Below are 26,504 nucleotides of genomic sequence, written 5' to 3' on the forward strand. Positions count from 1 at the left end.
ACCACTGAGAACATCGGACTCATTCATCTAGGGGCCCGCCGGTACGCGCACGCCTGCGGCGGGCCACGCGGCGGAGCCGCATATCGGTGCTTCGCCCGCCGGCCACCCCCTGGCGCCCGTGCCCGATCGGGCCCGCGGACGCGCCCTACGGGCGCAGCGTCACCGGCTCGCGCTCCACCTCACGGCGGTCGAGCCTCGCGTCGTGCCGGGCGAGGGGCTTGCTGGTCGGGCTGACGCCCGCCCATCGCTGCACCTCGGCGGTGGCCTTGGCCTTCTGGTCGGCCGTCAGCTGGGCGATGCTGGAGCCGTGGTTGCCGCCGGCCACCGTGTAGACGTACGCGTCCTTGGCGCCCTTGCCGACCCGGAAGCGCTCGGCGCCCCACGGGTCGTTCTGGCCGTAGACGAAGAGCATCCGGTGGGCGTCGTGCCGGACCCAGCGGTCGATGTCCCGCATCACGCCCGGCTTGAAGCGCATCGGGATGTCACGCGGCACGTAGTTGCGCGGGGCGTAGATGCCGGGGTAGCGCAGCAGCCCGTCCAGGTGCGGGGTCTTGAAGGTGGGCGAGCCGAGCTCGGTGCCCGCCTGGTAGTAGTACGGCGTGTAGGTCTCCAGGCCCTGGTCGGTGTAGGCGGAGAAGCCCGAGATCTCGTCGATGAAGCCGTACAGCTCGTCGGTGGACGCGGTCGGGGCGGGGACGTCCGCGCAGTCCTTCAGCAGGTGGTACTGCCAGAAGGCCCACACCAGGTCCAGGACCACGTTCTCGTACGCCTTGTCGGCGCTGCCGACGACGGTGAAGGTCCGCTTCTCGTCGTCCGCCCACTTCTGGTAGCGCTTGACGATCTCGTCGCGCCGCACCAGCGCCTCGCGCTGCACCGCGTTGAGCTTGGTGCGGCATTCGGCGGTGCCCACGCCCGCGAAGAAGCGGTCGTAGGCGGAGTCCTCCTTGTCGGCCACGTCGTTGGGCGCGACATAGGCGACGGTGCCGTCCATATCCCGGGGGTAGAAGCGGCGGTAGTAGGTGGCCGTCATCCCGCCCTTGCTGCCGCCGGTGGCCAGCCACTTCTTGCCGTAGATGGGCTTCAGGGCCCGGAAGAGCCGGTGCTGGTCGCTCGCGGCCTGCCAGATGTCCAGCTTGGACCAGTCGGCGGGCTGGGGCCGGGAGGGAGTGAAGAAACGGTACTCCATGGACACCTGGTTGCCGTCCACGAGCTGTGTGGGCTCACTGCGGCGCGGGGCGGTGGTGACGTTGTAACCCGAGGTGTAGAAGACCGTGGGCCGGTCGGTGGCCTTGTGCAGCAGGGTGAACCGCTGCTGGAAGCTGCCCTTGGAGGGATTCCGGTGGTCCACCGGCTGGGCGTAGCTGAAGACGAGGAAGCGATAGCCCTCGTAAGGCTGCTCCTCGACGAAACGCATTCCGGGAATCGCCAGGACACGTTCCTTGATGTCCGGCGGGGCGGGGGCGGCCGGCGCCGCGGACGCGCTTCCGGCGCCCGCGCCGACCGTCCCCACCAGTATCGCGAGCGCCACCAGCCATCTGAGCATCTTGCGCATGCACCCTCCCCTTTGTTGCCGTGATGACCCATTGCCCCGTGAATTCGCACAGGTCGCCGAGAACCTATCCGGGCACACACTCGCGTCGCCAGATGCCGTGAACGCTCCAACCCGAGGCCGAATACGGAGAGTTGTTACCGCCGCCCTCTTTCGTAGCGGGCTGTGATGGCTCATGCTGCCTGTATGGACCGAGACGAACGGCACGACCGGAGTGAACGGGCCGAGCGACTGACGCGGTATCTGAACGAATTGCAGGAACGGATCGATCCTCGCTCGCTCGAGCTGCTGATGCGGCTGCTGCGCGAGTTGAGCACCTCACCGGCCGTCCGCGGGGGGACGTACGAACTCGGCATGGGGCCGGAGGAGAAAGAGCTGTTCACCCCCGCTCTCCAGGCCGAGCTGCTGGTGCTGTTCGGCCTGCTCACCTCCCAGGACGAGCGTGTGGTGGTCGACCTCGGCGACAGCCCGCACGCCAAGGGCATGAAGGTGCTGGTGCCTCAGGAGCGGGCCGGGGACCCCGACTTCCTACACCGCCACAAGCAGCGGGTGGCGGCCGAGGCGGAGCAGCGGGAGCGGGACCGGCGGGAGGTGGAGGGCATAGCGAGGGCGAGCGGCATGGAACCATGACGTTACCGTACGTAACAACCGGCGAACGCTGAGCGTTACCGGTCGTAAGCCGGATGACCGGTGCGGAAGAAGTCCGCTGCGGTTCGACAGCGCCCCGAAGGGGCGCGGGGCTGTGTCGATGTGCGGCTCCGCCGCGCGGGCGCGACCAGCCACGACGGAGCCGCAGACGGCCAAGCACCGGTTACGCCACGGCGGGAGCCGTCTCACCCGAAAAGGTGCGCCACAGCGCGGCGTACCGCCCGTCCCGCGCCACCAGCTCCTCATGGGTGCCGTCCTCGACGACCCGGCCGTGGTCCAGGACCACCACCCGGTCCGCACGGGCGGCGGTGGTCAGCCGGTGGGCGACGACCAGTGTGGTGCGCCGTCCCGTCAGACGATCCGTGGCCTGGTTGACCAGGGCCTCGGTGGCCAGATCGAGCGCGGCCGTGGCCTCGTCGAGCAGCAGGATGTCCGGGTTCACCAGCTCGGCGCGCGCCAGCGCGATCAACTGCCGCTGCCCGGCGGAGAGATTGCGCCCGCGCTCGGAGACCTGGTGCAGATAGCCACCGTCGAGCGACGCCACCATGGCATGGGCGCCGACCGCCCGCGCGGCGGCCTCCACCTCCGCGTCGCTCGCGCCGGGCCGTCCGTAGGCGATGGCGTCGCGCACCGTCCCGGCGAAGAGATACGGCTCCTGCGGGACCACCCCGAGGTGGCCGCGGTATCCGGTGAGGTCGAGCTCGCGCAGATCCACACCGTCCACCCGCACGGCGCCCCGCGTCGGGTCGTAGAACCGCGCCACCAGCTTGACCAGGGTGGACTTCCCCGCCCCGGTCTCCCCGACGAACGCCACGGTCTGCCCCGCGGGGATCGTGAGCGAGATGCCCGCCAGCGCCTCCTCGCCGTCCCCGTCCCCACCCCCGTACCGGAACCGCACATCGTCGAAGACGATCTCGCCGCGCATCGCGCGCACCTCGCGCGGGGCCTCGGCCACCGGTGTGGTGGTGGGCTCGCGCAGCAGCTCCTGGATGCGGCCCAGCGACACGGTGGCCTGCTGATAGCCGTCGAAGACCTGGGAGAGCTGCTGGACGGGGGCGAAGAACAGGTCGATGTAGAGGAGGTAGGCCACCAGCGCGCCCGCCGTCAGCGTGCCGTCCCCGACCCGCCCGGCGCCCACGATGAGCACCAGCGCGGAGGCCACGGACGACAGCAGCTGGACGAACGGGAAGTACAGCGAGATCAGCCGCTGGCCGCGCAGCCGCGCCTGGCGGTAGGCGTCGCTGCGGGCCGCGAACCGCTCCCGGCCCGACCGCTCGCGCCGGAACGCCTGCACGATCCGCAGCCCCGCCACGCTCTCCTGGAGGTCCGCGTTGACCACGCTCACGCGCTCGCGCGCCAGCTCGTACGCCTTGACGCTGCGGCGCCGGAACACCACCGTGCCGATGATGAGCGGCGGCAGGGTCAGGAAGACCACCAGCGCGAGCTCCACGTCGATGATGAGCAGCGCGACCAGGATGCCGAAGAAGGTCAGCAGGCTGACCACGGCGGTGACGAGGCCGGTCTGGAGGAACGTGGACAGCGCGTCGACATCGGTGGTCATCCGCGTCATGATCTTGCCGGTCAGCTCGCGCTCGTAGTAGTCGAGACCGAGCCGCTGGAGCTGGGCGAAGATCTTCACGCGCAGGGCGTAGAGCACCCGTTCACCGGTCCGCCCGGTCATCCGCGTCTCGCCGATCTGGGCGGCCCACTGCGCGAGGACGACGAGGAGCGCGAGTCCCGAGGCGGCCCACACCGCGCCGAGCGAGAGCCGCTGGACGCCCTGGTCGATCCCGTGCCGGATGAGCACCGGCAGCAGCAGCCCGGCGATCGCGTCCACGGCCACGAGCGCCAGCGCGACCAGGAGCGGCGCCCCGAAGCCGCGCAGCAACCGCCGCAGCCCGTAGGCCTCCTCGGGGCGGGCGGCCCGCTCCTCGTCGATGTCGGGGGTGTCGGTGGCGGGCGGCAGTGCGGCGACCTTGGCGAGCAGCTCGGGGGTGGCGGGCATCCCGGACAGCGCCCCCGCGAGCCCGGGCCCGGCCACGGCCCCGGCCCCCGGGCCCGCGCCCGCCGCCGTGTCGCCCTTACGGCCGTCACCATCCTTATGGTCGTCACCATCGGGCCGCACCCACAGCTCCGGGGTCACCCGAAGCTCGCGGCCCGCCCCGGCCCCGTCGGGCCCGGCTCCCCTCGCGGGACACGGCTCGCTCGGGTCCTCAGCGCCCGGCTCACCGCCGGACGCCCCGGCGAACCCCGTCGCCCCCGCCCGGTCCCCGGCGCAGGCGTGGTCGGGGTCGTCCCCACCGTGCGGGCGGCAGCGCCCCTCGCCGCCGTCGGGCCGCAGCCATGTGTCGGCCGACACCCCGTCGCCATCCCGCCTCAGGCCCGTCGCGGACCCGGTCGCGTCGGTCGCGGCCTGCGCCGGATCATCCCCACCACGCGCCCGCAGGGGCGCCGTCGCGCGGGGGCGGTTCGCACAGCCATGCGCCGTGCGCTCACCATCGGGGGACGGCTCCCCGCCGAGACGGGGCTCGGCCAAGCCGGTGGCGGCGGCCTCCCCGCCGAACGCGGCAGCGAACCCCGCCGCGTGCGCGTCGCCGCCACGCGGCTCGGCATGGTCCGGGGCCGGACGGTCGCCGTCCGTGGACGGCTCACCGTCGAGACACGGCTCGGCCAACCCCGTCACGGCGGCCTCCCCGCCGAACGCGGCGGCGAACCCCGCCGCGGGCGTGGCGCCGCCGCCACGCGGCTCGGCGTGGTCCGGAGCCGGGCCGTCGGCCCCGGCCGATGGCCGGTGGCCGTTCCCGGTCGGCGGCACGGCCGCGTGCCCGGCCGGACCGCCGCCCGGGGCGGCGACGTCCTCGGCGTCATCCGTCAGCAGCCGCCGGTACAGCTCGCTCCGGGCCCTCAGCTCCTCGTCCGTGCCCACGTCCACGACCCGGCCCCGGTCCATCACCGCGATGCGGTCGGCGAGGGCGAGGGTGGAGGGGCGGTGGGCGATCAGCAGGGTGGTGCGGCCCGCCATGACGCCCCGGAGCGCCTCGTGGATCTCGTGCTCGACGCGCGCGTCCACCGCCGAGGTGGCGTCGTCCAGGACGAGCAGCCGGGGGTCGGTGAGGATTGCGCGGGCCAGGGCCAGCCGCTGGCGCTGGCCGCCGGAGAGGGTCAGCCCCTGCTCGCCGACCTCGGTGTCATAGCCGTCCGGCAGCGCGGAGATGAAGCCGTCGGCCTGCGCGGCGCGGGCGGCGGCCCGGATCCGCTCCTCGCTCGCGTCCGGCAGCCCGTAGGCGAGGTTGGCGCGCACGGTGTCGGAGAAGAGGAAGCTGTCCTCCGGCACCAGCCCGACCGCCCGGCGCAGCGAGTCGTACGTCAGCTCCCGGACATCATGGCCGCCGATCCGCACCGCGCCCGACGACACGTCGTAGAAGCGCGGCAGCAGCATGGACAGCGTCGACTTGCCGCTTCCGGAGGCGCCCACGACGGCCAGGGTCTCGCCCGGCTCGATGCGCAGGGACACCTCGGACAGCACCGGCCGCTCGGGGTCGTAGCCGAAGCTCACCCGGTCGAACTCGACCGTCGCCGGGGCGTCCTCGGGAAGCTCCCGGGCGTCGGGGCGCTCGTCGATGACCGGCTCGGTGTCGATGAGCTCGAAGACCCGCTCGACCCCGGCCCGCGCCTGCTGCCCGATGGTCAGCAGCATCGTGAGCATCCGCACCGGGCCCACGAGCTGGGCGAGGTAGGTCGAGAAGGCCACGAAGGTGCCGAGGGTGATCTGGCCCCGCGTGGCCATCCAGCCGCCGAGCGCCAGCATGGCGACCTGGCCGAGGGCGGGGACGGCCTGGAGGGCCGGGGTGTAGCGCGAGTTCAGCCGCACGGTCCGCAGCCGGGCGGCGAACAGCCTGCGGCCGACCTCCCGCAGCTTGTCGGTCTCCTGCGCCTCCTGCCCGAACCCCTTGACCACCCGGACACCGGTCACGGCCCCGTCGACCACGCCCGCGACGGCGGCCGCCTGCGCCTGGGCGTACCAGGTGGCGGGGAAGAGCCGGACGCGGCTGCGCGAGGCGAGGATCCACAGGGCGGGGGCGACGGCGAGGGCGACGACGGTGAGCAGCGGCGAGAGCACCGCCATCACGACGAGCGAGACCAGGAAGAGCAGGATGTTGCCGATCATCATCGGCACCATGAAGAGCAGGCCCTGGATCAGCTGGAGGTCGCTGGTGGCCCGGCCGATGATCTGGCCGGTGGAGAGCTTGTCCTGCCGTCTGCCGTCGAAGCGGGCGATGGCCGCGAACATCTCGGTGCGCAGGGCGTGCTGGACGTCGAGGGCGAGCCGTCCGCCGTAGAAGCGGCGGACGTAGGTGAGGACGTACACCACGAGGGCGGCGACGATCAGCAGGGTGGCCCAGGGGGCGAGGGGGCGATCGTGCGAGACGATCACATCGTCGATGATCAGCTTCGGCACGAGCGGGACGAGCGCCATGACGGCCATGCCGGCGAGCGAGGCGCCGAGGGCGAGCAGCACATCGCTGCGGTACTGCCAGCAGTAGCCGAACAGCCGCCGCACCCAGCCCCGCCCGGCTTCCGGACCGTCCGGGCCCGGCCCACCCGCACCCTTTGCGCCCGCCACTACGTCCGCCACCCGTGAACCTCCCGATCCGCACACGCTTCCGGAAGGCACCAACACACTGATGTGCGGATTTCATCCTGCCGCAACAAATGGGATCGGGGCGGACGCGTCCGCTCACGGGGCGCCCGGCGGGGCCCGCTGGGCACCTCCCAGCTAAGCGGATCGGCGGAAGTCGGCTGCGGTTCGGTACGCCCCGAAGGGGCGCGGGGCTGTGTCGATGGGCGGCTCCGCCGCGTGGGACCAGCCACGACGGCGCCGCGGACGATCGACGGCAGGTCAGGGCAACAGCGGAGCGCTTAGGCCGCCTCCTCCGCCACCCCCTCCCCCGGCTTCGGGGCCGTGACGGCGGCACACCGCTCCGCGATCTCGCCCAGGGTCAGCCCAAGAGTGGCGGCGAGCGCCGCGATGGTGAAGAAGGCGGGGGTCGGGGCCCGGCCGGTCTCGATCTTCCGAAGGGTCTCGGCGGAGATCCCGGCCCCGGCGGCGACCTCGGCCATGCTCCGTTCGCCACGGGCCTGACGCAGCAGGGCGCCGAGGAAGCGGCCGCGTTCACGTTCCAGCGGGGTGAGAGGAGTGCGCACCATGAGCGTGATACTAATACCGGTATAGTAATTGGCACACACCGAACCGGTGGTTCGGTCACCCGAAGGGGTCACCCATGGTGGAAATCAAGACCGACGCGTCCCTGGACGCCATGCGCGAGGCGGGGCGCGTCGTGGCCTCGGCGCTCGCCGCCGCGCAGGAGGCGGCGGCCATCGGCGTCTCGCTGCGCGAGCTGGACGAGGCGGCGCGGGAGGTGCTGCGCGAGGCCGGGGCGAGCTCCCCGTTCCTCGGCTACCGGCCGCAGTTCGCGCCCACCCCCTTCCCCGCCGTCGTCTGCGCCTCGGTCAACGACGCCATCGTCCACGGCATCCCCGACGACTACCGGCTGCGCGACGGCGATCTGGTGACCATCGACTGCGGTGCGACGCTGGACGGCTGGAGCGGCGACGCCGCCGTCAGCTTCACCGTCGGCACCCCGCGCCCGGCCGACCTCCGGCTGATCGAGACCACCCGGCAGGCACTGGAGGCGGGGATCGCGGCGGCCGTCGCGGGGGGCCGGATGGGCGACATCTCCCATGCCGTGGGGACGGTGGGGCGCGCCGCGGGCTACGGCATCATGGAGGACTTCGGCGGCCATGGCATCGGCCGCCGGATGCACGAGGATCCGCCGGTCCCCAACGAGGGGCGGCCCGGCCGGGGCTTTCCGCTGCGGCACGGGCTGGTGCTGGCCATCGAGCCGATGTTCCTGGCGGGCGGCCTGGACTCGTACACCACCGACGCCGACGGCTGGACGCTGCGGACGACGGACGGCAGCCGCGCCGCCCACTGCGAGCACACGGTGGCGATCACGGACGACGGCCCCCGGATCCTGACCGCGCTCTGAGAACACGGAGCTGACCCGAGAAAGCTCCGAGAAGACAGAGGAGACGCGGCGCCTCGCCCGCCGCTCCCGACCGGACACACGCTCGCGGAATCGCCCAGAAGCGGACTGTTCAATACCGGACCGTTCATCAAACACTTAGCAGGGCTGTCTAAGGTCGCGCCCATCGAAAAGCGCACCACCGGCCAGGCGAAAGGATGATGATCGTGACGGTGCCCCAGATCGACGACATCCCGCCCGCGGAACGGTTCGCGGCGTGGCGCGCCCTGTGCGAGCTGACGTCGATACCCATGGAGCTGCGCAGCGACCATGAGCACGACTTCCGCGCGCACGTACGGGGCGGAGTGGACATCGGCGAGGTGATGCTGACCTACACCTCCGTACCGTCACTGCGGAACGAGCGGACGGCGGCCCACATCCGGCGCTCCGACCCCGAGCTCTACCATCTGCGGCTCACCCTGCGCGGGGAGAGCGACGTGTGCCACGGGGACGCCGCAACCACGGTCGGCGCCCGGCAGCTCATGCTCACCTCCACCTCCACGCCGTATCTGGCGGTGTGCGAGCGCGGCAGGGTCGACGGGATGACGGTCACCCTCCGTCCCTCGCTCCTGCCGTTCCCGCCCGCCGACCTCCGGCGGCTGCTCGGGCGGCGGCTGTCCGGGCGGTCCGGGATCGGTGCCATGCTCGCCGACCTCCTCACCCGTCTGGCCACCGAGTCCGACACCTACGGCCCGGCCGACGCACCGCGCCTCGGCACCGTCGTCGTCGATCTGCTCAACGCGCTGCTCGCGCATGAGCTCGACGCCGGTGCCGAGGCGGACGCCGAGAACAGGCTCACCCCCGAGAGCCGTCGGCGTACCCTGCGGTTACGCATCCAGGAGTTCATCCAGCAGAATCTGGACCGCCCGGATCTCACCCCGGCCTCGATCGCCGCCGCCCATCACATCTCGCTCCGGTACCTCTACCGCCTCTTCGAGGAGCAGGGGCACACCGTCTCCGCGTGGATCCGCGCCCAGCGCCTGGAACGCTGCCGCCGCGACCTCGCCGATCCCGCTCTGGGCGACACCCCCATCCATGTCATCGCCGCCCGTTGGGGCTTCGGGCACGCCGCGGACTTCAGCCGTGCCTTCCGCAGCGCCTATGGCGTGCCCCCACGGGACTTCCGCCATAGGGCGCTCGCGGCGAACAGGTGAGCGGGGCTCCCCCCGTAGCAACCCTGCTCACCCGTCACTGATCAGCATGGGCCCGCCGGGGCCGGGATGTCGTTGGCCTCCTGTGCACACTGTCTTGATCCTGCGTGCACGGACCGCGTCCGCCGTGCACGGACCGCGCATCCCGACCCCCAACGGGATCACTTGGCCCCACGGGTCACTTGGCGCGGGTCACCCGCAACTCCTCGATGCCCGCGCGCTTCTTGTCGTCCGCCGACCGCACGGTGACCCGTACGAAGCGGGCCGGGCCGGTCGTCCCCTCGCGCCAGTGGCGGCCGTCGAGCGAGGTCCGCACCTCGTGGGAGGCGGGGTGGGTGCGGGTCCACTCCGGGCTGACCTTCGCCAGCCGCACGGCGCGCCCGAGGTCGGCCGTGAGCGTGCCCTCGGCGGCGTCCGGCACCCAGGCGGTGGCCGCGTTGCCGTCCACGGCGGCGCCCGCGTACATCCCGGGCTCCTCCGTGCTCGCCGTCGCCTCACCGCAGCGCGCGACGTTGTCGGTCGGCTCGAGGTCCGGGCGGCGGGTCTTGAGCACCGCGGGCGCGCCCCGGCTCACGATCCGCTCCCCGCGCCCCGGGGTCCCGATCCGCATCGGCGCGCCCGCCGTCAGCCTTACGGCCGTCTCGTGCGGGCCGATGGCCACGTCGTAGGTGCGGCCCCGCCACCGCAGCCCCCGCAGGGTGACACCGTCGTGGAGCTGCGGCGGCAGCGTCGGGTCGAGCCGCACACCGTCCTCGTCCATCCGCATCCCGGTCAGACCGTGGGTGAAGACCTGGAGGAAGCCGCCCTTACCGGTGAGGAAGTCCTGCGCCGGGGAGCCGGACAGGGGGTCCTGCGCGCCCGCCTTCTCGCCCCGCGCCTCCGAGAAGGTGTCGAAGGGGCCGCGGACGAACGGCTTGATGGCGCGCTGGAGGTAGGTGTACGTGGAGCAGCCGGGCTCGCCGATGGCGGCGGCGTCGATGGCGTGCACCGAGTCCGTCATGGCCGGGCCGTCCGGGTCGGTGCGGGCCGCGTAGTAGTCCAGCGTCCTGGCGGCCGCCTGCCCGGACATCGGCCACTCCAGCGGGTACATCAGCAGCACGGTGTCGGCCTGCTTGATCAGCGAACCCTTGTAGCCGTCGTACTGCTGGAAGACCTGGCTCTTCTCGTCGTACGGGATCCGCAGCCGGTCGGCGATCCGGTTCCAGGCGGCGGGCACCGGCTCGCCGAGGAGGCGGGCGGCGCGGGCCGCGTCGCGCAGGGCGGTGGCGGCCCCGGCGTTGGTGAAGACCGCGTCGTCCACGCCGTTGCTGTACTCGTCGGGACCGGCCACGTTCTTGATGGAGTAGCTGCCGTCGGCGTTGTGCGTGGCGCGTCCCGCCCAGAACTCGGCGATCCCCTTGAGCACCGGCCAGCCGCGTCCGCGCAGCCACCGGGTGTCGCCCGTCGACTGGTAGTACTGCCAGGCCGCCACGGCGATATCGCTCTGGAGGTGGTTCTGGGTGCGGCAGTGCGGCGGGTCCCAGCTGTGGCACTCGGTCCACAGCCCGCCCTCGCTCGCACTGGTCCAGGGGTAGAACAGACCGGGGTAGCCCAGCTTGCGGGCGTTGGCGCGGGCGCCGGCGCGGGTCTTGTAGCGGTACTCCACCACCGACTTGGCGAGTTCGGGATGGGTGGCCAGCAGCCCGGGGTACATCCAGGTCTCGGCGTCCCAGAAGATCAGCCCGCCGTAGTTGTCGCTGCTCAGTCCGGTCGGGGAGATGCTGTTGCGGGAGCCGGCGCGAGTGGCGGACAGCAGTCCGTACTGCGCGGAGCGCACCCAGTCCTGGAGGTCGCGCTGACGGCGCCCGGCCACCTCGACGTCGGAGCGCCACAGCCGCTTCCAGGCGGCGCTGTGGGCGGCGAACAGCCCGTCCCAGCCCTGGTCCGCCGCGCGGCGGGAGGCGGCGAGGGCGTCGGCGCGCGGGGTGGGGGAGGTCAGCGCGGTGTCCACGCCCACGTACTTGGTGAACTCGTAGGAACGGCCGGGGTGGACGGGGAAGCGGAGGGCCTGGCGCGCGGACAGGTCCCGCGCCGCCTCCGTGCCACCGGTCTCCGTCCCACCGGTCTTCATCCGACCCGCCTCCGTGCCGCCCGTCCTCGCCTCGGCCGTCCGGACACCCGGGCCGGGGCGCAGCGTGGAGGCCACGGCTCCGTCGGTCTTCGTGCCGTCCGTACGGAAGGCGACATCGACCGTGCCGTCCTTATGGGCGCCACCGCCGGTCCCGCTCATCCGCCGCGCACCGCGCCCGTCGAGCAGGTCGGTGACGGTCGCGTCCCCGCCCCAGTGCGGGGTCATCCGCATCCTTACGGCGCCCACGTGCGCGTTGGCGCGGTCGGCGACGATGTCATAGGTGAGGTCGGTGGCGCGCCCGTCGGACGCGGTCCAGGTGAGGGAGGTCCGCACCAGACCGCAGCGCATGAAGACCGTCTGCCGGTAGTGGGAGATCCGCCCGGCGGGCGTCCGCGAGCCGAAGGTCTCCGAACGGTCGCCCCCGGTGGCCACGTTCAGCGTGGACCAGGTGGGAATGGCGGCGGCCACCTGCCGGTTCTCGGTCGTCTTCGCGTTGTGCGCGTAGAGGCCGGAGACGAAGGCGCCGTCGTAGCGGGGGGTGAACAGCGGCCATCCGGTCTTGTCGCCACCTCCGGAGTACCCGGTCCCCTGGGGCGGCACCCGCTGCCCCAGATAGCCGTTGCCCACGTACGCGTGGGAGCTGTCCTTGGGGTCGATACGGCTGGAGGAGAGCGCCCAGCCGTCGGACGGCCCGCGCGTGCAGTCCCCTCCGGCGGTGGCGTCGGCCGCCGCGGAGGAGTCGGATTCGGGAGCGGCGGACGCCGGGGGCACGGCGGCGATCAGCCCGCAGACGAGGAGCGGGGCGATCAGCCGGACGGGCCGGGGCGGCCGGAGGGGGGAGTACGTCATCGTTCTCCGTCGTGGTTCGCCGGTGACGGTCGCAGTGACCATAAAGAGGTGAACACGGCAGGTCAATGGATGACGCAATGCCTTCAACACCTGAAGATATGCGGCTCCATCGCGTGGCAGGGGCGGGGAGGGGAAAGGTCCGCCGGACCCCTCTGGGAGAGCCGGGTCAGGACGCCGACGGGCGCACCAGCCCCGTCTCGTACGCGAAGACCGCCGCCTGGGTCCGGTCGCGCAGCCCCAGCTTGAACAGGATCCGGCTCACATGGGTCTTCACGGTCTGCTCGGCCACCACCAGCCGTGCCGCGATCTCCGCGTTCGACAGCCCCTGGGCGATCAGCGTGAGCACCTCGGTCTCGCGCTCGGTCAGATCGCCCACCCGGGCCCGGAGGGGCCCGCGCGGGGCGGCGGCGGTCACCCGGGAGAACTCACCGATCAGGCGCTTGGTGATGTTCGGCGCCAGCAGCGCGTCACCGGCCGCCACCACCCGTACCGCATGGGCCAGTTCGTCCGCCGAGGCGTCCTTCAGCAGAAACCCGGACGCGCCGGCGCGCAGCGCCTCGTAGACGTATTCGTCCAGGTCGAAGGTGGTGAGGACGAGGACCTTGACGGTGGCGCCGGCGGGTTCGGTGAGCCGGCGGGTGGCCTCGATACCGCCCACCCCCGGCATCCGTATGTCCATCAGGACCACGTCCGGGGCGAGTTCGGCGGCCTGGGCGATGGCGTCGGCCCCGTCCACGGCCTGGCCGACGACCTCGATGTCCGGTTCGGCGTTGAGCAGCACCGTGAAGCCCTGGCGGACCATCATCTGGTCGTCGGCGATCAGGACGCGGATGGTCGTCGTCATACGGGATCCTCGGCGGTCTCGGGCGCGGCGGCGGACGGGGCGGGGTGGTCCGTGGGCAGTACGGCGATCACCTCGTAACCGCCGTCCGGCGTCGGGCCGGTGGTCAGCTCGCCCCCTAGCATCGCAGCGCGCTCCCGCATCCCGAGCAGCCCGTGCCCGGCGCCCGGCGAGGGCGGGGCGGGCCGGGCCGGCGCGGTGTTGACGACCCGGACGGTCAGCCCGCGCCGCTGGTACCCCAGCTCCACCCGCGCCTTGGCGCCCGGCGCGTGCCGCATCACATTGCTCAGCGCCTCCTGGACGATGCGGAACGCCGACAGCTCCACGCCCGGCGGCAGCGCCCGCCGCTCCCCGGTGACATCGGTGAGGATCATGATCCCGGTCCCCCGCACCGTGCCCACCAGCTCGTCCAGCCGGTCCAGGGTGGGCTGCGGGGCGTGCCGGGCGCCGTCGGCCAGGGCGTCCTCGGAGCGCAGCACGCCCAGCACGCGGCGCAGTTCGGCCAGCGCCTCGACCGCGTTCTGCCGGATGCCCGCGAGGTTCTCCTTGAGTTCGTCGGAGGGATTCTCGGCGAGGTGCGGGGCGACCTGGGCCTGGATGGAGATCACCGACATGTGGTGGGCGACCACGTCGTGCAGCTCGCGGGCGATGCGGTTGCGCTCCTCCAGCAGGGTGCGCCGGGCCCGTTCCTCCGCGGTGAGCTCCTCCTGCTCGACCAGCCGGGTCCGCGCCACCCGGCGGCCCCGCAGCGCGGCGCCCACCACCACGGCGGTGGTGAAGGACACGATGGCCTCGTCCAGGCCGTCCGCGTGGGTCCGGGTGGCGAGGGCCGAGGTGACCACCCCCACCAGCAGGGTCAGGACCAGCGTCTCGGCGGCGATCCGCGGGCGGACCCGCAGCGCGAGGAGGAACAGGACGGCGGTGTGCAGCGCGATCTGGCCGTAGTTCCAGGGGTAGAGCACATACGCGGGGACGCGGTCGTCCACGGCCAGCGCCGTCACCAGGAGCATGGCGGTCGAGAGCCACCACGCCGGTATCGGGCGGGTCAGCGCCAGTTGGACGGCCAGCGCTTCGAGCACGACGAGCCCGATCAGCGGCACCGGGTCCTGGGCCGTCCCCGGGCGGGCGGGCTCCTGGAACTGCGCCATGCTGAGCCAGGCCATGAGCACCGCGAACAACACCACATGGCCATGGGGCAACCGGCCCAGCCAGCGCATCCGCGGCAGCGGATCGCGCGCCACCGTCCACAGGTCCTCGCGCAGGATGCCCGGCGCCGCGCGCAGGGCCTCGCCCACCGTGCGCGGCAGGGCGCGCAGACCACCCGCCAGCCGGTCCGCGATCTTGCCGCCTGTCATGCCCTTGACTCTAGACACTCCGCTGCTCCACGTTCCGTGCCCGCTGTGCCTGTCGTGCCTGATGTGCCCGATGTGCCTGCTTCCCGGGACGTCCTTCGCGGACGACCCGGCCGCCGCCGTCCTTCCGCGACCGCCCCGCCTCGTACGCGTGGAACGCCGCCCAGCAGATCAGCAGCGCCCCCGCGAACACCGGCAGCCAGCACAGCCGGGCGAGCACCCAGCCGGGTCCTTCGGGCACGGTGTGCAGCCCGGTCTGCGGTCCGGCGAGCCGCAGCGTGGTCACGCTGACCGCCATCATCGCGGTCTGGTGCCACAGGAAGACCGTCATCGCGGCGAGGTTGACCAGCGCCACCACCGCCCACGCGGCGGGCCGCGCCAGCACCCGGCGCAGCGGGCCGCGCAGCAGCAGGGCCGCGCCGCACTGGGCGAGCCCGAAGGTGACGGCCGCCAGGGTGGGCGGGTTGAGGTTGGAGATCGAGGCGCCGGGCACCCCGACCATCGCCGCCGGATAGCCGCCGAGCAGGACGAGCCCGGCGGTGACCGCCGCGCCCCCGGTCAGCAGCACCCACCCGGCCGTCCGCCCGCGCAGCCTGCCGCGGCCCCAGGCGGCGCCCAGGCAGTACGGGACCAGCCAGCCCGCCGCCAGGTTGACCCAGCCGAGCCAGGCGGGGCCGTCGAAGCCGAACCGGATCAGGTCGACATGCAGCACGACGGCGAGCGGCCACAGCGGATGCAGCCGCGCCACCAGCGGGGTCGCGGCCGTGAGCACCGCGTAGACCAGCAGGAACCACAGCGGGGACAGGACGAGTTTGAGCAGCGTGTGCACGGTCAGCAGGCTCACCCCGGCACCGAGCAGCGCCCCCGCCGCCACGGCCCATACGGTCAGCACGGCGGCCACGGGCCGGAACAGCCGGGCCAGCCGGGCGCGCAGCCACCGCCGGTAGCTGATGCCCCGGGCGCGGGCGCACTCGTGGCTCTTGGCGCCCATCTGCCCGCCGACCAGGAAGAACACCGCGAGGGTCTGGAACACCCAGGAGACGGGGGTGAGTCCGGGCTGGTACCGCAGCGGGCTGGCCACGCGCAGGGTGCCGCTGTCGGCCACGAGGGCGGTCACCAGCCAGTGGCCGAGCACCACGCCGAGGATGGCGACGGCCCGCAGACCGTCCACGGCGCGGTCGCGGCCGGACGGGGTGGCGGCCTCGATCCGCCGGACGAGGCCACGTACGCGAACCGCCTCACGCGGCTGGACCGTCTCACGCGGCCGGGGCGTCTTACACGGCCGGACCGTCACACTCGGCCGGGGTGTATCGCTCAGCCGGGGCGTATCGCCCGGCCGGACCGTCTCACGCATCGCGGCCCTCCACGATCCGGCCCAAGCTCGCCAGGGCGACGGACCCGGGCTTGAGGTAGTCGCTGTGCCCGACGTCCCCCGCGTCGAAGATCCGCGCGCCGAACCGCCGGGAGACCGGGTCGGTCCCGAAGCCGATGGTCGTGCCCAGCAGCGGGATCCGCACATGCGGCACCCCGCCGATCCAGTCGTCCCCGCCCCGCCCGGCCCAGACGGTGGCCCGGGTGTGCAGCTGCCGGGCGTCGTCGTACCCCGTCCCGGGGCTGCCGTACAGGACGATGTCCGCGGCGTTCAGCCCCCGTGCGGCCCGGGCGCAGACCACCGAGCCGTAGGAGTGGCACAGGAGCGAGATCCGGGCCCGGGGCGCCGCCGCGTTCAACTCCCGTACGAACGCGGCCAGTCCGGGAGCGGCACCGGCGGCCCGGTCCGTGGTCAGCACCTCGGGCGCCACGGTGCCGGGCGTCTTGTACCCGAGCCAGCCGATGACGGCCGTACGGCGCCCGAGTTGACGGCTCAGCGCGAGCGCCCCGTCCCGGAACCGGTCGTACGTCTCCAGGTTGGTGTCCGACCCCGGCACCAGCACCGCGATGCGCGTGGCGCGCCCCAGATCCCCGTACACCTCGACGGCACGGCCCCCGTTCCGCCCGTCGAAGGACAGGAAGTGCCGCGACGCCCCCCGCATCTTCCGCAGCGCCCGCGCCCGCTCGCGGTCCCCGTGCCGGGCGGCCATCACCTCGGCCGCCCGGATTCCCTCCCGGTTGGCCGCGTACCGGTGCTCAAGCCCCGCGACGCGCACCGGCCCCAGCGCCACCGGCGCGGGCGCGGGCACCTCACTGGGCCCAGCGGCCCCCACCAGGGGCGCCACCACCGAGGCGGTGACGAGCGCCGCCAGCAGGGCGCGGCGAAGACGGGACGCCATGGCTGATTCCTTCCGTACCAACGGATGTCGTGGATACGGAAGGTATGGAGCCGGCCGCGTGGTTGGCGTCCCACCGGGGAGTGCATCTCCGGGGTAGTCCCCAGGTATGACGGGTAGGGGGTGCGGCGGCCGGCCGCCGCCGGGGGCCGACGGCCCTGTTCCCGAGGGCGGCCATGGCGACAGAGCCCCCTGCTATGGTCCGACGATGTCATCGATCAAGCAGGTCCAAGTCACCTTCGACTGCGCGAAACCCGAACGCGTCGCTCGCTTTTGGTGCGAGGTGCTGGGGTACGTCGTACCGCCGCCACCGGAGGGGTTCGCCACGTGGGATGAGTACGACCGCTCCCTGCCGCCTGAGCGGCAGGGAGCGTCGTTCGCCTGCGGTGATCCCTCAGGCGTGGGCCCGCGCCTGTACTTCCAGCGCGTCCCCGAAGGCAAGGTCGTCAAGAACCGGGTCCATCTTGACGTGCGAGTCGGCACCGGGCTCGTCGGTGAGGAGCGCCTCGCCGCGCTCGAGGCCGAGTGCGAGCGACTGGTCGCGCTCGGCGCGACACGCGTGCGCGTGCTGCTCGCCGATGAGCACAATGAGTCGTGCATCCACATGCAGGACATCGAGGGCAACGAGTTCTGTCTCGACTGAGCAGCCCCCGGGAGGGCGCGACAGGACGGCTCCGACGCCGGGACCGGAGATCAGCTCACCCGTGACCAGCGGATACCGGACAGCCCTTACGTGACCAGCGGATACCGGACAGCCCTTACCGCGCGGGCACGTAGAACTCCGTCGTGGCGCGCGTCGTCGCCGCCGCCACCTCCGCCGGGGCCCCCGAGGCTTCGTACGCGGCGCCCCAGCGCTCGCTGCTGCGGGTCATGAACTCCCGCGCCTCGTCCGAGGCCTGCCACGCCTCCGGGTCGGCGGGCGCGCCCTCGCCCGTCAGGTGCAGGGAGAGGCCGAGCAGCGCGCCGTCCCAGCCGACGCCGACCGCGCCGGGGCCGTACTGGTCCCACATCTCGGGCGGTACGACGGCGACGTGCTCCAGCTCGAAGACGGTCCGCTCCTCGCCCTCGGCGGTCAGCCGGACCTCGACCTCGCTGAAGCCGGGGTTCTCGCCGAACAGCCAGCTCACCGCGAGCAGCCGCGGGGGTTCGCAGCGCAGGATCTCGCCGCCCGCGTTGCCCGTCAGCTGGTAGTGGCCGCCGAGCTTCAGGTCGCCGCTCACCGGCAGGAACCAGCGGCTGATCCGCTCCGGGTCGGTGCATGCGTCCCAGACGTCCGCGATCGCGGCGTCGTAGGTGCGCCGCAGCAGGACGGTACGGGCCTCGCCGTCGGGCACCTCACGGGTGCCGACCTCGCGATGGACGTGGTTGATCTGATCGACGATCTCGCTCATGAGTCATGTCTCCGCATCGGTTCCGCTGCCGCCGCCGCGCCCCTCGTCGAGCCGCCGCTGCCGCTTGCCCCGCGCCAGTTCCGTCCCCAGCGCGTCCAGCCGCTGCTCCCAGAAGCCCCGGAACCGGTCGAGCCACCGGTCGACCTCCCGCAGGGGCGCGGCCTCGACGGCGTACAACCGCCGTGTGCCCTCGGCCCGTACGGAGGCGAATCCGGCCTCCCGCAACACCCGCAGATGCTGCGAGACGGCGGGCTGCGAGATGCCGAACTCGGCCCGGACGACGGAGCTGACCTCGCCGGAGGATCGCTCCCCCTCGGCGAGCAGCTCCAATATCCGGCGCCGGACGGGGTCTCCGAGGACATCGAGTGCGTGCACGCCCGGACTATGCCAGCCGCCGCTTATATAAGTCAACACTTAACTTTGCCGCCCCGCGCCGCGGCGGTCAGGCACCACCCACTCGCCGTCCACGCCCCCACGCCACACGCCTCCGCCACTCCGAGGCCGTACGTGATAGGATCTCCTTCAGTTGCAGTTTTGGTACCCATGAACTCTGTGTGCGCCTGACGGTATGTAGCGTCAGGCGCATTTCTCGTTTTTGCCGGTCATTTCCGGATGGGGTCATTTCGGCGACTCGGGATGCATTCCCTGTGCATTCCGGACCGACCCCATATGAAGGAGAAGGACATGGCTACTGGCACCGTGAAGTGGTTCAACGCGGAAAAGGGCTTCGGCTTCATCGAGCAGGACGGCGGCGGCGCCGACGTCTTCGCCCACTACTCGAACATCGCCACCAGCGGCTTCCGTGAGCTGCAGGAAGGCCAGAAGGTGACCTTCGACGTCACCCAGGGCCAGAAGGGCCCGCAGGCCGAGAACATCGTTCCCGCCTGATCGCAGCGCCTGTCACGAGCCGGGGCCCGTGCCTGAAGGGGTGCGGGGCCCCGGCTCGTCCGCGTTTCCGCAGACCGCGCCCAGCAGAAGGCACCACATTGAGCCGATCCGCCCGCTCGTACCGCAAAAAACCCGCACCCTCCCGCTCCACCGGCAAGGGCCGTCCCCGCTCCACCGGCGGAAACGCCCGCGGAAAGGACGGCGGAAACGAATTCGCCCTGCCGCCCGGCTCCGCCCCGGTACTGCCCGCCGTCACGTCGTTCTCCGAGCTCGACATGCCGGAGGAACTGCTCGCCGAGCTGGCCCAGCAGGGCGTCACCGTGCCCTTCCCGATCCAGGCGGCCGCCCTCCCCAACGCCCTCACCGGCCGGGACGTCCTGGGCCGTGGCCGCACCGGCTCCGGCAAGACCCTCGCCTTCGGCCTCGCCCTGCTGGCCCGCACCGCCGGGCGGCGCGCGGAGCCCGGCCGCCCCCTCGCCCTGGTGCTGGTCCCCACCCGGGAGCTGGCCCAGCAGGTCACCGACGCGCTCACCCCCTACGCCCGGCGGCTGCGGCTGCGCCCGACCACCGTGGTCGGCGGAGTGTCCATCAACCGCCAGGCCGAGGCCCTGCGCGGCGGCGCGGAGGTGGTCATCGCGACCCCCGGACGCCTCCAGGACCTGATCGAACGCGGCGACTGCCGACTGGACCAGGTGTCCGTCACGGTCCTCGACGAGGCCGACCAAATGGCCGACATGGGCTTCCTGCCCCAGGTGACCCGGCTGCTGCGGCAGGTCCCCGCCGACGGCCAGCGCCTGCTGTTCTCCGCGACCCTCGACCACAACATCGGCCTGCTGGTGCGCCAGTTCCTCCACGACCCGGCCGTGCACTCGCTCGACCCGTCCGCCGGTGCCGTCACCACGATGGAGCACCATGTGCTGCACATCGAGGACACCGACAAGCGCTCCGTCGTCACCCGGGTCGCCGCCAGGGACGGCCGCGTCATCCTGTTCCTGGACACCAAGCGCGGCGTCGACCGGCTGACCCGGCATCTGCTGACCAGCGGCGTACGGGCGGCCGCGCTGCACGGCGGCAAGTCCCAGCCGCAGCGCACCCGGACCCTGGACCACTTCAAGTCCGGCCATGTCACCGCGCTGGTGGCCACGAACGTCGCCGCCCGGGGCATTCATGTGGACGATCTCGATCTCGTCGTCAATGTCGACCCGCCCGCGGACCACAAGGACTATCTGCACCGTGGTGGCCGTACCGCCCGTGCGGGCGGATCCGGCAGCGTCATCACGCTGGTCACTCCGGACCAGCGCCGGGACATGGTCCGTCTCATGGCCGACGCGGGCATCACTCCCCGGACCGCCCGGGTCCACTCCGCCGACCCCGAACTCACCCGTATCACCGGCGCGCAGGATCCCTCCGGCGTTCCCGTGACCATCAGCGCGCCCGTGCCGCCGCAGCCGCGCCGTGCGGGCCAGGCCGCCCGTCGCCCCGCCAGGAGCCGTCGGCCCCGCCGTCAGGCCCGGTCCTGACGGCCCGGCCGTGAGGGCCGGTGCGGGGCCCGGGCAGCGGCTGTCCGGGCGGACATGCGGCGGCCGTCCGGGCGGACATCCGGCATTTCGCCATGATCGCGTCAGGCCCGACCGACGGTGGATGTCCCCATTCCCCCGTCGGAGAGGCGACAATGGGCCACATGCCGATACCCAGCGCCGTGCCCAGCCGTGCCGAACTGATCGACCATCTCGTCCGTACGCGCATCGCGGGCGACGTCGCCACCCCTCGTGAGAACAACCTCTCCCACTACCGCAAGCTCGCGAACGGCGACCGCCACTACTGGCTGGGCCTGGAGCTGGGCGACCGCTGGACCGATGAGCAGGACGTGCTGGCGGTCATGGCCGAGCGGTGCGGTGTGGTGGACGACCCGCAGCACCGCTCGGGGCAGGACACCATCGACCCGGAGCTGACGGTCGGCGCGCTGGACCGGATGGCGTCGGTGCTGCGGAAGGCGGCGGAGGCGAGCGAGCGGGTGCTGTTCGCCACCGGGCACCCGGGCGGGCTGCTGGAGGTCCACCGGGCCACGGCGGCGGCGCTGCGGGCCGCCGGGTGCGAGATCGTGGAGATCCCGGGCGGGCTGCAGGCGGACGAGGGGTACGTCTTCCAGTTCTGCGATGTGGCGATGCTGGAGCGGGGCGCCACGCTGTGGCACACCCACTCCCCCGCGCCCATGGCGGCGATCCTCGACGGGCTGGCCCACGAGGGGCGGCCGCTGCCCGATCTGGTGGTCGCCGACCACGGCTGGGCGGGGTGCGCGGGGCAGCGGGGCATCGACGCGGTGGGCTACGCGGACTGCAACGACCCGGCGCTCTTCCTCGGCGAGTCCGAGGGGACGCTGTCGGTGGTGGTCCCGCTGGACGACCACGTCACCAACCCGAGGTTCTACGACGCGATGACGGCGTACCTGCTGGACGCGGCGGGGCTGACGGCCCAGTTCTGACGGGCTGGTCCCGGCGGCCCGGTTTCCGACGGCTCCGGGCCGCCGCGTTCACTTCTTCCCGCTCTTCCCGCGCGGCACCCGCATGACCCCCTCCTGGATCACGGAGACGGCCAGCCGCCCGTCGGCGGTGAAGATACGGCCCTTGGCGAGCCCGCGTCCGCCGGACGCGGAGGGGCTCTCCTGGTCGTACAGCAGCCAGTCGTCCACCCGGAACGGCCGGTGGAACCACATGGCGTGATCCAGGCTGGCCCCGACGATGTCGCCGACCGCCCAGCCGCCGCGCCCATGGGCGAGCAGCACGGAGTCCAGCAGCGTCATGTCGGAGACATAGGTCGCCAGGCAGACGTGGAGCAGGGGGTGGTCGGCGGCGCCGTCCAGTTTGCCGTCGGTCCGGAACCAAACCTGCGACTTGGGCTCGCGCGGCCGTCCGACGCTGCCGAACGGCGGCTCGTCCACGTACCGCACATCGACCGCGGCCCGCGCCTGGAGCATCCGCTCGGTCACCCCGGGGCCGAGGAAGAGGTGCTCATAGCGGGGCAGCAGCTCCTCGGCGGTGGGCAGGGAGAGCGGGTCGGGGACGTCCGGCATCGGCTCCTGGTGCTCGAGGCCGTCCTCGTACAGCTGGAAGGAGGCCGAGAGATGGAAGATCGGCTGTCCGTGCTGGACGGCGACCACCCGGCGGGTGGTGAAGGAGTGGCCGTCCCGGATCCGGTCGACCGTGTAGACGATGGGCGCCCCGGGGTCGCCGGGCCGCAGGAAGTACGCGTGCAGCGAATGCGCCGAGCGGTCCTCGGGCACGGTGCGCCCCGCGGCGACCAGGGCCTGGGCGGCGACCTGACCGCCGAAGACCCGCGGTACGAGGGGTGCGGCGTCGCTGGTGCCACGGAAGATGTCCTCCTCAATCTGCTCGAGGTCGAGCAGATCGAGGAGGCCCTGAAGTGCGTCACTCATGATTCAAGCAGTCTTGCAGACCCGTATTGCGGCCCTGTTGCCCCTGGTCATGACGGTCGTCACAGACCCATGGACTTGGCGACGATGGACCGCATGACCTCGCTGGTGCCGCCGTAGATCCGGTTGACGCGGGTGTCCGCGTACAGCCGGGCGATGGGGTACTCCATCATGTAGCCGTAGCCGCCGTGGAGCTGCAGGCACCTGTCGATGACGACGGCGGCGCGCTCGGTGGTGAAGAGCTTGGCGGAGGCGGCGTCGGCGGCGGTCAGCTCACCGGCGTCGTGCGCGTCCAGGGCCCGGTCCACGACCGCCTGCATCGCGTCCACCTCGGACTTGCAGTCGGCGAGCACGAACTTGGTGTTCTGGAACGACGCCACCGGCTGGCCGAAGACCGTACGGTCCCGGACGTACTCGGTGGCGAACCGTACAGCGGCCGCGGCCTGTGCGTACGCCCCGACGGCGATCCCCAGGCGCTCCTGCGGCAGGTTGTGGGCGAGGTAGCCGAACGCCTTGCCCTCCTCGCCCAGCAGGTCCTCCACCGGCACCTTGACGTCGGTGAAGGAGAGCTCGGCGGTGTCGGAGGTCTTCAGGCCCAGCTTCTCCAGCTTGCGGCCGACCGCGTAGCCCTCGCTCTTGGTGTCCACCACGAGGATGGATATGCCGCCGCGGCGGTCCTCGGGGGTGGGCGGGGCGGTGCGGGCGCAGACCAGCACCCGGTCGGCCAGGACGCCGCCGGTGATGAAGGTCTTGGCGCCGTTGAGGACGTAGTGGGTGCCGTCCTCGGAGAGCTTGGCGGTGGTCTTCATGCCCGCCAGGTCGGAGCCGGTGCCGGGCTCGGTCATGGCGATGGCGGTCATCATGTCGCCGGTGACGAAGGAGGGCAGCCAGCGCCGCTTCTGCTCCTCGTTGGCGTACTTGAGCAGGTACGGCAGGCACAGCGCGGTGTGGACGCTGCTGCCACCGAAGCTGACCCCGGCGCGGGCGGTCTCCTCGGTGATGACGGCGTTGAACTTGAAGCTGGTCTCGCCGGCCCCGCCGTACTCCTCGGGCACCTCGATGCCGAAGACACCGAGCTCACCGAGCTTCTTGTAGAACTCGCGCGGGGCCTGGCCGGCCTCCCGCCACGCGTCGTAGTACGGCACGACCTCGGCCGCGATGAAGTCGCGGATGGTCTCCCGGAACGCCTCGTGGTCCTCGTTGAACACCGTGCGGCGCATTTTGGCGGCCCTCCTCGCGGCTAAGCCGCCGCCGCTCCCGCGGATCCGCCCGGCCGCCGTCGTGATTCCTCAATGATGGCTTGGCAACGCTCACCTAAGCGCTTGCTCAGTGAAAGCTACCCGCGAGTTACCCAGCCTGTCCAGCCTTATAGGGCTCGACTCTCCCCCGGCTACCGCTGGGAGGTGTCCCCTGTCGACGACTCGAACGTGCTCGGTCCTCCGCGCGGCGGCAGCCGCATGTCGATCACACATCAGGACCTGCGCGCGCCCTGCTCGCCGACAGCGGCGCGCCCCTTCGGCTCACTCGCCGCGCCGTCCGCGCCATGGGCGCCGTCGAAGGCGCCCAGGGCCAGCCGGTGCAGCAGGGCGGCGGTGGCCGCGCGCCCCGGGAGGGCTCCGGGGCGGCCGAGGTGGGGCGTGGAGTTGAGCAGCCCGAAGACGGCGTGGACACACGCGCGGGCCTCGGCCTCGGCGAGCCGGGGGTAGACCTTGCGCACCACCTCGACCCACAGCTCCACGTACTGCCGCTGGAGGGAGCGCACCAGCTTGCGGTCGGTGTCCCGGAGCCGGTCGAGCTCGCGGTCGTGGAGGATGATCAGCGGACGGTCGTCGAGGGCGAAGTCGATATGCCCCTCGATCAGCGAGTCCAGCACCTCCGCGGGGGCGCGCCCCGCCCCCTCCCCCTCCGCGGCCCGCCGCTTGCCGCCCGTCAGCAGCCGGCCGCTGATCCCGACGAGCAGCTCGGCCAGCATCGCCTCCTTGCCGGGGAAGTGGCGGTAGAGACCGGGGCCGCTGATGCCGACCGCGGCGCCTATCTCATCGACGCCGACGCCGTGGAAGCCGCGCTCGGCGAAGAGGCGGGCGGCCTCCTTGAGGATCTGCTCACGGCGGCTCGGGGCGGGTGCTTGCGTGCTCATGGACGCAATTCTAGACAGCGGGGTTAGTGGTCGTTAACCTGGTGGGGAGTAGTTAACGTTCACTAACGGTACCGAGCGGGACCGAACGAGGGGGCTCGTAGCCATGGAGCAGGCACCGGCGCTGCGCAGCGGCGCCGACCCGGGGTCCGACGCCTGGCAGGCCAATGAGGCCGGGCACCGCGAGCTGGCCGCGCGGCTGCGCGAGAAGCTGGCCGTGGCGCGCCTGGGCGGCGGGGAGAAGGCGCGGGCGCGGCACACCGCGCGCGGCAAGCTGCTGCCGCGCGACCGGGTGGACACACTGCTGGATCCGGGCTCCCCGTTCCTGGAGCTGGCACCGCTCGCGGCCGAGGGGATGTACGGGGGCCAGGCCCCGGCGGCGGGGGTGATCGCCGGGATCGGGCGGGTGTCGGGCCGCGAGGTGGTCGTGGTCGCCAATGACGCCACGGTCAAGGGCGGCACGTATTACCCGATGACGGTGAAGAAGCATCTGCGCGCCCAGGAGGTCGCGCTGGAGAACCACCTGCCGTGCGTCTATCTGGTCGACTCCGGCGGTGCCTTCCTCCCCATGCAGGACGAGGTCTTCCCGGACCGCGACCACTTCGGGCGGATCTTCTACAACCAGGCGCGGCTGTCCGGCTCCGGGATTCCGCAGGTCGCGGCCGTGATGGGGTCCTGTACGGCGGGCGGGGCGTATGTCCCGGCGATGAGCGACGAGGCCGTGATCGTGCGCGGGCAGGGCACGATCTTCCTGGGCGGGCCGCCGCTGGTGAAGGCGGCCACCGGTGAGGTCGTCTCGGCGGAGGAGCTGGGCGGCGGCGAGGTCCACTCCCGGGTCTCGGGCGTGACCGACCACCTGGCCGAGGACGACCCCCACGCGCTGCGGATCGTCCGCTCCATCGTCGCCACCCTGCCGCCGTCCCCGATGCGGCAGGGGTCGCCGCCGTGGCCGCTGGAGCCCTCCGAGGAGCCCGCGGTGGACCCGGCGGGGCTCTACGGGGCGGTCCCGGTCGACTCGCGGACGCCGTACGACGTGCGGGAGGTCATCGCGCGGGTGGTGGACGGCTCGCGGTTCGCCGAGTTCAAGGCCGAGTTCGGCACCACGCTGGTCACGGGCTTCGCCCGGATCATGGGCCATCCGGTGGGCATCGTCGCCAACAACGGCATCCTGTTCTCCGAATCGGCCCAGAAGGGCGCCCACTTCATCGAGCTGTGCGACCAGCGCGGCATCCCCCTGGTCTTCCTGCAGAACATCTCGGGGTTCATGGTGGGCCGCAGCTACGAGGCGGGCGGTATCGCCAAGCACGGCGCCAAGATGGTCACCGCCGTGGCCTGCACCCGCGTCCCCAAGCTCACCGTCGTCATCGGCGGTTCCTACGGCGCGGGCAACTACTCGATGTGCGGCCGGGCCTATTCGCCGCGCTTCCTGTGGATGTGGCCCAACGCCAAGATCTCCGTAATGGGCGGTGAGCAGGCCGCCTCCGTGCTCGCCACCGTCAAGCGCGACCAGATGGAGGCGCGCGGCGAGGAGTGGAGCGCCGAGGAAGAGGAGGCGTTCCGGGCCCCGGTCCGCGAGCAGTACGAGACGCAGGGAAACGCCTATTACGCCACCGCCCGGCTGTGGGACGACGGCGTGATCGACCCCCTGGAGACCCGCACGGTGCTCGGCCTCGCCCTTACGGCCTGTGCCAACGCACCGCTGCCCGGCCGTACGGCCGCCGAACCCGTGGCGCCCGGCTACGGCGTCTTCCGGATGTGAGGGGGATGCACCCGATGAGTGCCACGAAGGCGACCGGCCCGTCGCCCGC

Annotated in this window: 21 protein-coding genes; 8 read left to right on the forward strand and 13 right to left on the reverse strand. The window is 72.4% G+C overall.

The genetic code is table 11. From position 1 onward, the window contains the following. Positions 1-145 precede the first annotated feature (145 nt). Entirely contained in the window at positions 146-1,552 is a 1,407-nt protein-coding gene (locus IEJ02_RS29545) for a S28 family serine protease (RefSeq protein ID WP_191067622.1), read from the reverse strand. Positions 1,553-1,735: 183 nt separating this feature from the next. Here IEJ02_RS29545 and IEJ02_RS29550 point away from each other — a divergent pair, with 183 nt between their 5' ends. After that, positions 1,736-2,179: a hypothetical protein gene (locus IEJ02_RS29550; protein WP_020871152.1), complete on the forward strand. Its 444-nt coding sequence runs from the start codon at positions 1,736-1,738 to the stop codon at positions 2,177-2,179. A 181-nt stretch (positions 2,180-2,360) separates the two neighbouring features. Here the strand turns inward: IEJ02_RS29550 and IEJ02_RS29555 are convergent, their stop codons facing one another. Together IEJ02_RS29555 and IEJ02_RS29560 are read right to left on the reverse strand one after the other, a co-directional pair. Further along, positions 2,361-6,821 (reverse strand): ABC transporter transmembrane domain-containing protein, encoded by a 4,461-nt coding sequence (locus tag IEJ02_RS29555; protein WP_191067696.1) that lies wholly within the window; start codon positions 6,819-6,821, stop codon positions 2,361-2,363. A 296-nt stretch (positions 6,822-7,117) separates the two neighbouring features. Beyond that, positions 7,118-7,405 carry a helix-turn-helix domain-containing protein gene (locus IEJ02_RS29560; RefSeq protein WP_191067623.1) on the reverse strand — a complete coding sequence of 96 codons (288 nt, stop codon included), beginning with the start codon at positions 7,403-7,405 and terminating at the stop codon, positions 7,118-7,120. A gap of 74 nt (positions 7,406-7,479) precedes the next feature. Between IEJ02_RS29560 and map the strand changes: the two genes are divergently transcribed. Beyond that, the gene (map, locus tag IEJ02_RS29565; RefSeq protein ID WP_191067624.1) at positions 7,480-8,247 is read left to right on the forward strand and encodes a type I methionyl aminopeptidase; all 768 of its coding nucleotides are present in this window, start codon (positions 7,480-7,482) and stop codon (positions 8,245-8,247) included. 197 nt (positions 8,248-8,444) lie between these two features. Beyond that, positions 8,445-9,437 carry a helix-turn-helix domain-containing protein gene (locus IEJ02_RS29570; protein WP_191067697.1) on the forward strand — a complete coding sequence of 331 codons (993 nt, stop codon included), beginning with the start codon at positions 8,445-8,447 and terminating at the stop codon, positions 9,435-9,437. A 175-nt stretch (positions 9,438-9,612) separates the two neighbouring features. Here IEJ02_RS29570 and IEJ02_RS29575 read toward each other — a convergent pair whose 3' ends face one another. From IEJ02_RS29575 to IEJ02_RS29595, 5 genes are all read right to left on the reverse strand, one after another. Then, positions 9,613-12,393 carry a glycosyl hydrolase family 65 domain-containing protein gene (locus tag IEJ02_RS29575; protein ID WP_191067625.1) on the reverse strand — a complete coding sequence of 927 codons (2,781 nt, stop codon included), beginning with the start codon at positions 12,391-12,393 and terminating at the stop codon, positions 9,613-9,615. Positions 12,394-12,559: 166 nt separating this feature from the next. After that, positions 12,560-13,237 carry a response regulator gene (locus IEJ02_RS29580; protein ID WP_191067626.1) on the reverse strand — a complete coding sequence of 226 codons (678 nt, stop codon included), beginning with the start codon at positions 13,235-13,237 and terminating at the stop codon, positions 12,560-12,562. Further along, positions 13,234-14,589, reverse strand: a complete 1,356-nt coding sequence (locus tag IEJ02_RS29585) for a sensor histidine kinase (RefSeq protein WP_223864659.1) — start codon at positions 14,587-14,589, stop codon at positions 13,234-13,236. The genes IEJ02_RS29580 and IEJ02_RS29585 overlap by 4 nt, the downstream gene beginning before the upstream one ends. A 10-nt stretch (positions 14,590-14,599) precedes the next feature. Further along, positions 14,600-15,940, reverse strand: a complete 1,341-nt coding sequence (locus IEJ02_RS29590; RefSeq protein ID WP_191067628.1) for an acyltransferase family protein — start codon at positions 15,938-15,940, stop codon at positions 14,600-14,602. Then, positions 15,933-16,856, reverse strand: coding sequence for an alpha/beta hydrolase (locus IEJ02_RS29595; RefSeq protein ID WP_191067629.1), 924 nt, complete (start codon positions 16,854-16,856; stop codon positions 15,933-15,935). The genes IEJ02_RS29590 and IEJ02_RS29595 overlap by 8 nt, the downstream gene beginning before the upstream one ends. 205 nt (positions 16,857-17,061) lie before the next feature. Between IEJ02_RS29595 and IEJ02_RS29600 the strand changes: the two genes are divergently transcribed. Further along, positions 17,062-17,496 (forward strand): VOC family protein, encoded by a 435-nt coding sequence (locus tag IEJ02_RS29600; protein ID WP_191067630.1) that lies wholly within the window; start codon positions 17,062-17,064, stop codon positions 17,494-17,496. Between the two features lie 115 nt (positions 17,497-17,611). Here IEJ02_RS29600 and IEJ02_RS29605 read toward each other — a convergent pair whose 3' ends face one another. Both IEJ02_RS29605 and IEJ02_RS29610 read right to left on the reverse strand, forming a co-directional pair. Further along, complete coding sequence (locus IEJ02_RS29605; protein ID WP_191067631.1) at positions 17,612-18,244, reverse strand: SRPBCC family protein; 633 nt, start codon at positions 18,242-18,244, stop codon at positions 17,612-17,614. 3 nt (positions 18,245-18,247) lie between these two features. After that, positions 18,248-18,619, reverse strand: coding sequence for an ArsR/SmtB family transcription factor (locus IEJ02_RS29610; RefSeq protein ID WP_137978066.1), 372 nt, complete (start codon positions 18,617-18,619; stop codon positions 18,248-18,250). Between the two features lie 309 nt (positions 18,620-18,928). On the opposite strand from IEJ02_RS29610, the gene IEJ02_RS29615 reads away from it, so the two are divergent. The 3 genes from IEJ02_RS29615 to IEJ02_RS29625 all read left to right on the forward strand — a co-directional run bounded on the left by IEJ02_RS29615 (position 18,929) and on the right by IEJ02_RS29625 (position 21,614). Then, positions 18,929-19,132, forward strand: a complete 204-nt coding sequence (locus tag IEJ02_RS29615; RefSeq protein WP_020871138.1) for a cold-shock protein — start codon at positions 18,929-18,931, stop codon at positions 19,130-19,132. Between the two features lie 98 nt (positions 19,133-19,230). After that, complete coding sequence (locus IEJ02_RS29620) at positions 19,231-20,652, forward strand: DEAD/DEAH box helicase (RefSeq protein WP_191067632.1); 1,422 nt, start codon at positions 19,231-19,233, stop codon at positions 20,650-20,652. Positions 20,653-20,804: 152 nt separating this feature from the next. Then, entirely contained in the window at positions 20,805-21,614 is an 810-nt protein-coding gene (locus IEJ02_RS29625) for a phosphatase (protein WP_370467153.1), read from the forward strand. A gap of 48 nt (positions 21,615-21,662) precedes the next feature. Here the strand turns inward: IEJ02_RS29625 and IEJ02_RS29630 are convergent, their stop codons facing one another. The 3 genes from IEJ02_RS29630 to IEJ02_RS29640 all read right to left on the reverse strand — a co-directional run bounded on the left by IEJ02_RS29630 (position 21,663) and on the right by IEJ02_RS29640 (position 24,699). Further along, positions 21,663-22,565, reverse strand: coding sequence for an acyl-CoA thioesterase (locus IEJ02_RS29630; protein ID WP_137978069.1), 903 nt, complete (start codon positions 22,563-22,565; stop codon positions 21,663-21,665). A 59-nt stretch (positions 22,566-22,624) separates the two neighbouring features. Then, complete coding sequence (locus tag IEJ02_RS29635; protein WP_191067634.1) at positions 22,625-23,782, reverse strand: acyl-CoA dehydrogenase family protein; 1,158 nt, start codon at positions 23,780-23,782, stop codon at positions 22,625-22,627. A 251-nt stretch (positions 23,783-24,033) separates the two neighbouring features. Further along, positions 24,034-24,699: an SACE_7040 family transcriptional regulator gene (locus tag IEJ02_RS29640; RefSeq protein ID WP_191067635.1), complete on the reverse strand. Its 666-nt coding sequence runs from the start codon at positions 24,697-24,699 to the stop codon at positions 24,034-24,036. Positions 24,700-24,802: 103 nt separating this feature from the next. Between IEJ02_RS29640 and IEJ02_RS29645 the strand changes: the two genes are divergently transcribed. Then, positions 24,803-26,455, forward strand: a complete 1,653-nt coding sequence (locus IEJ02_RS29645; protein ID WP_137978071.1) for a carboxyl transferase domain-containing protein — start codon at positions 24,803-24,805, stop codon at positions 26,453-26,455. The last annotated feature ends 49 nt before the right edge of the window (positions 26,456-26,504 follow it).

Origin of the sequence: Streptomyces sp. 5-10 (genome assembly GCF_014712245.1) — a bacterium.
In the GTDB taxonomy this organism is placed as follows: domain Bacteria; phylum Actinomycetota; class Actinomycetes; order Streptomycetales; family Streptomycetaceae; genus Streptomyces; species Streptomyces violaceusniger.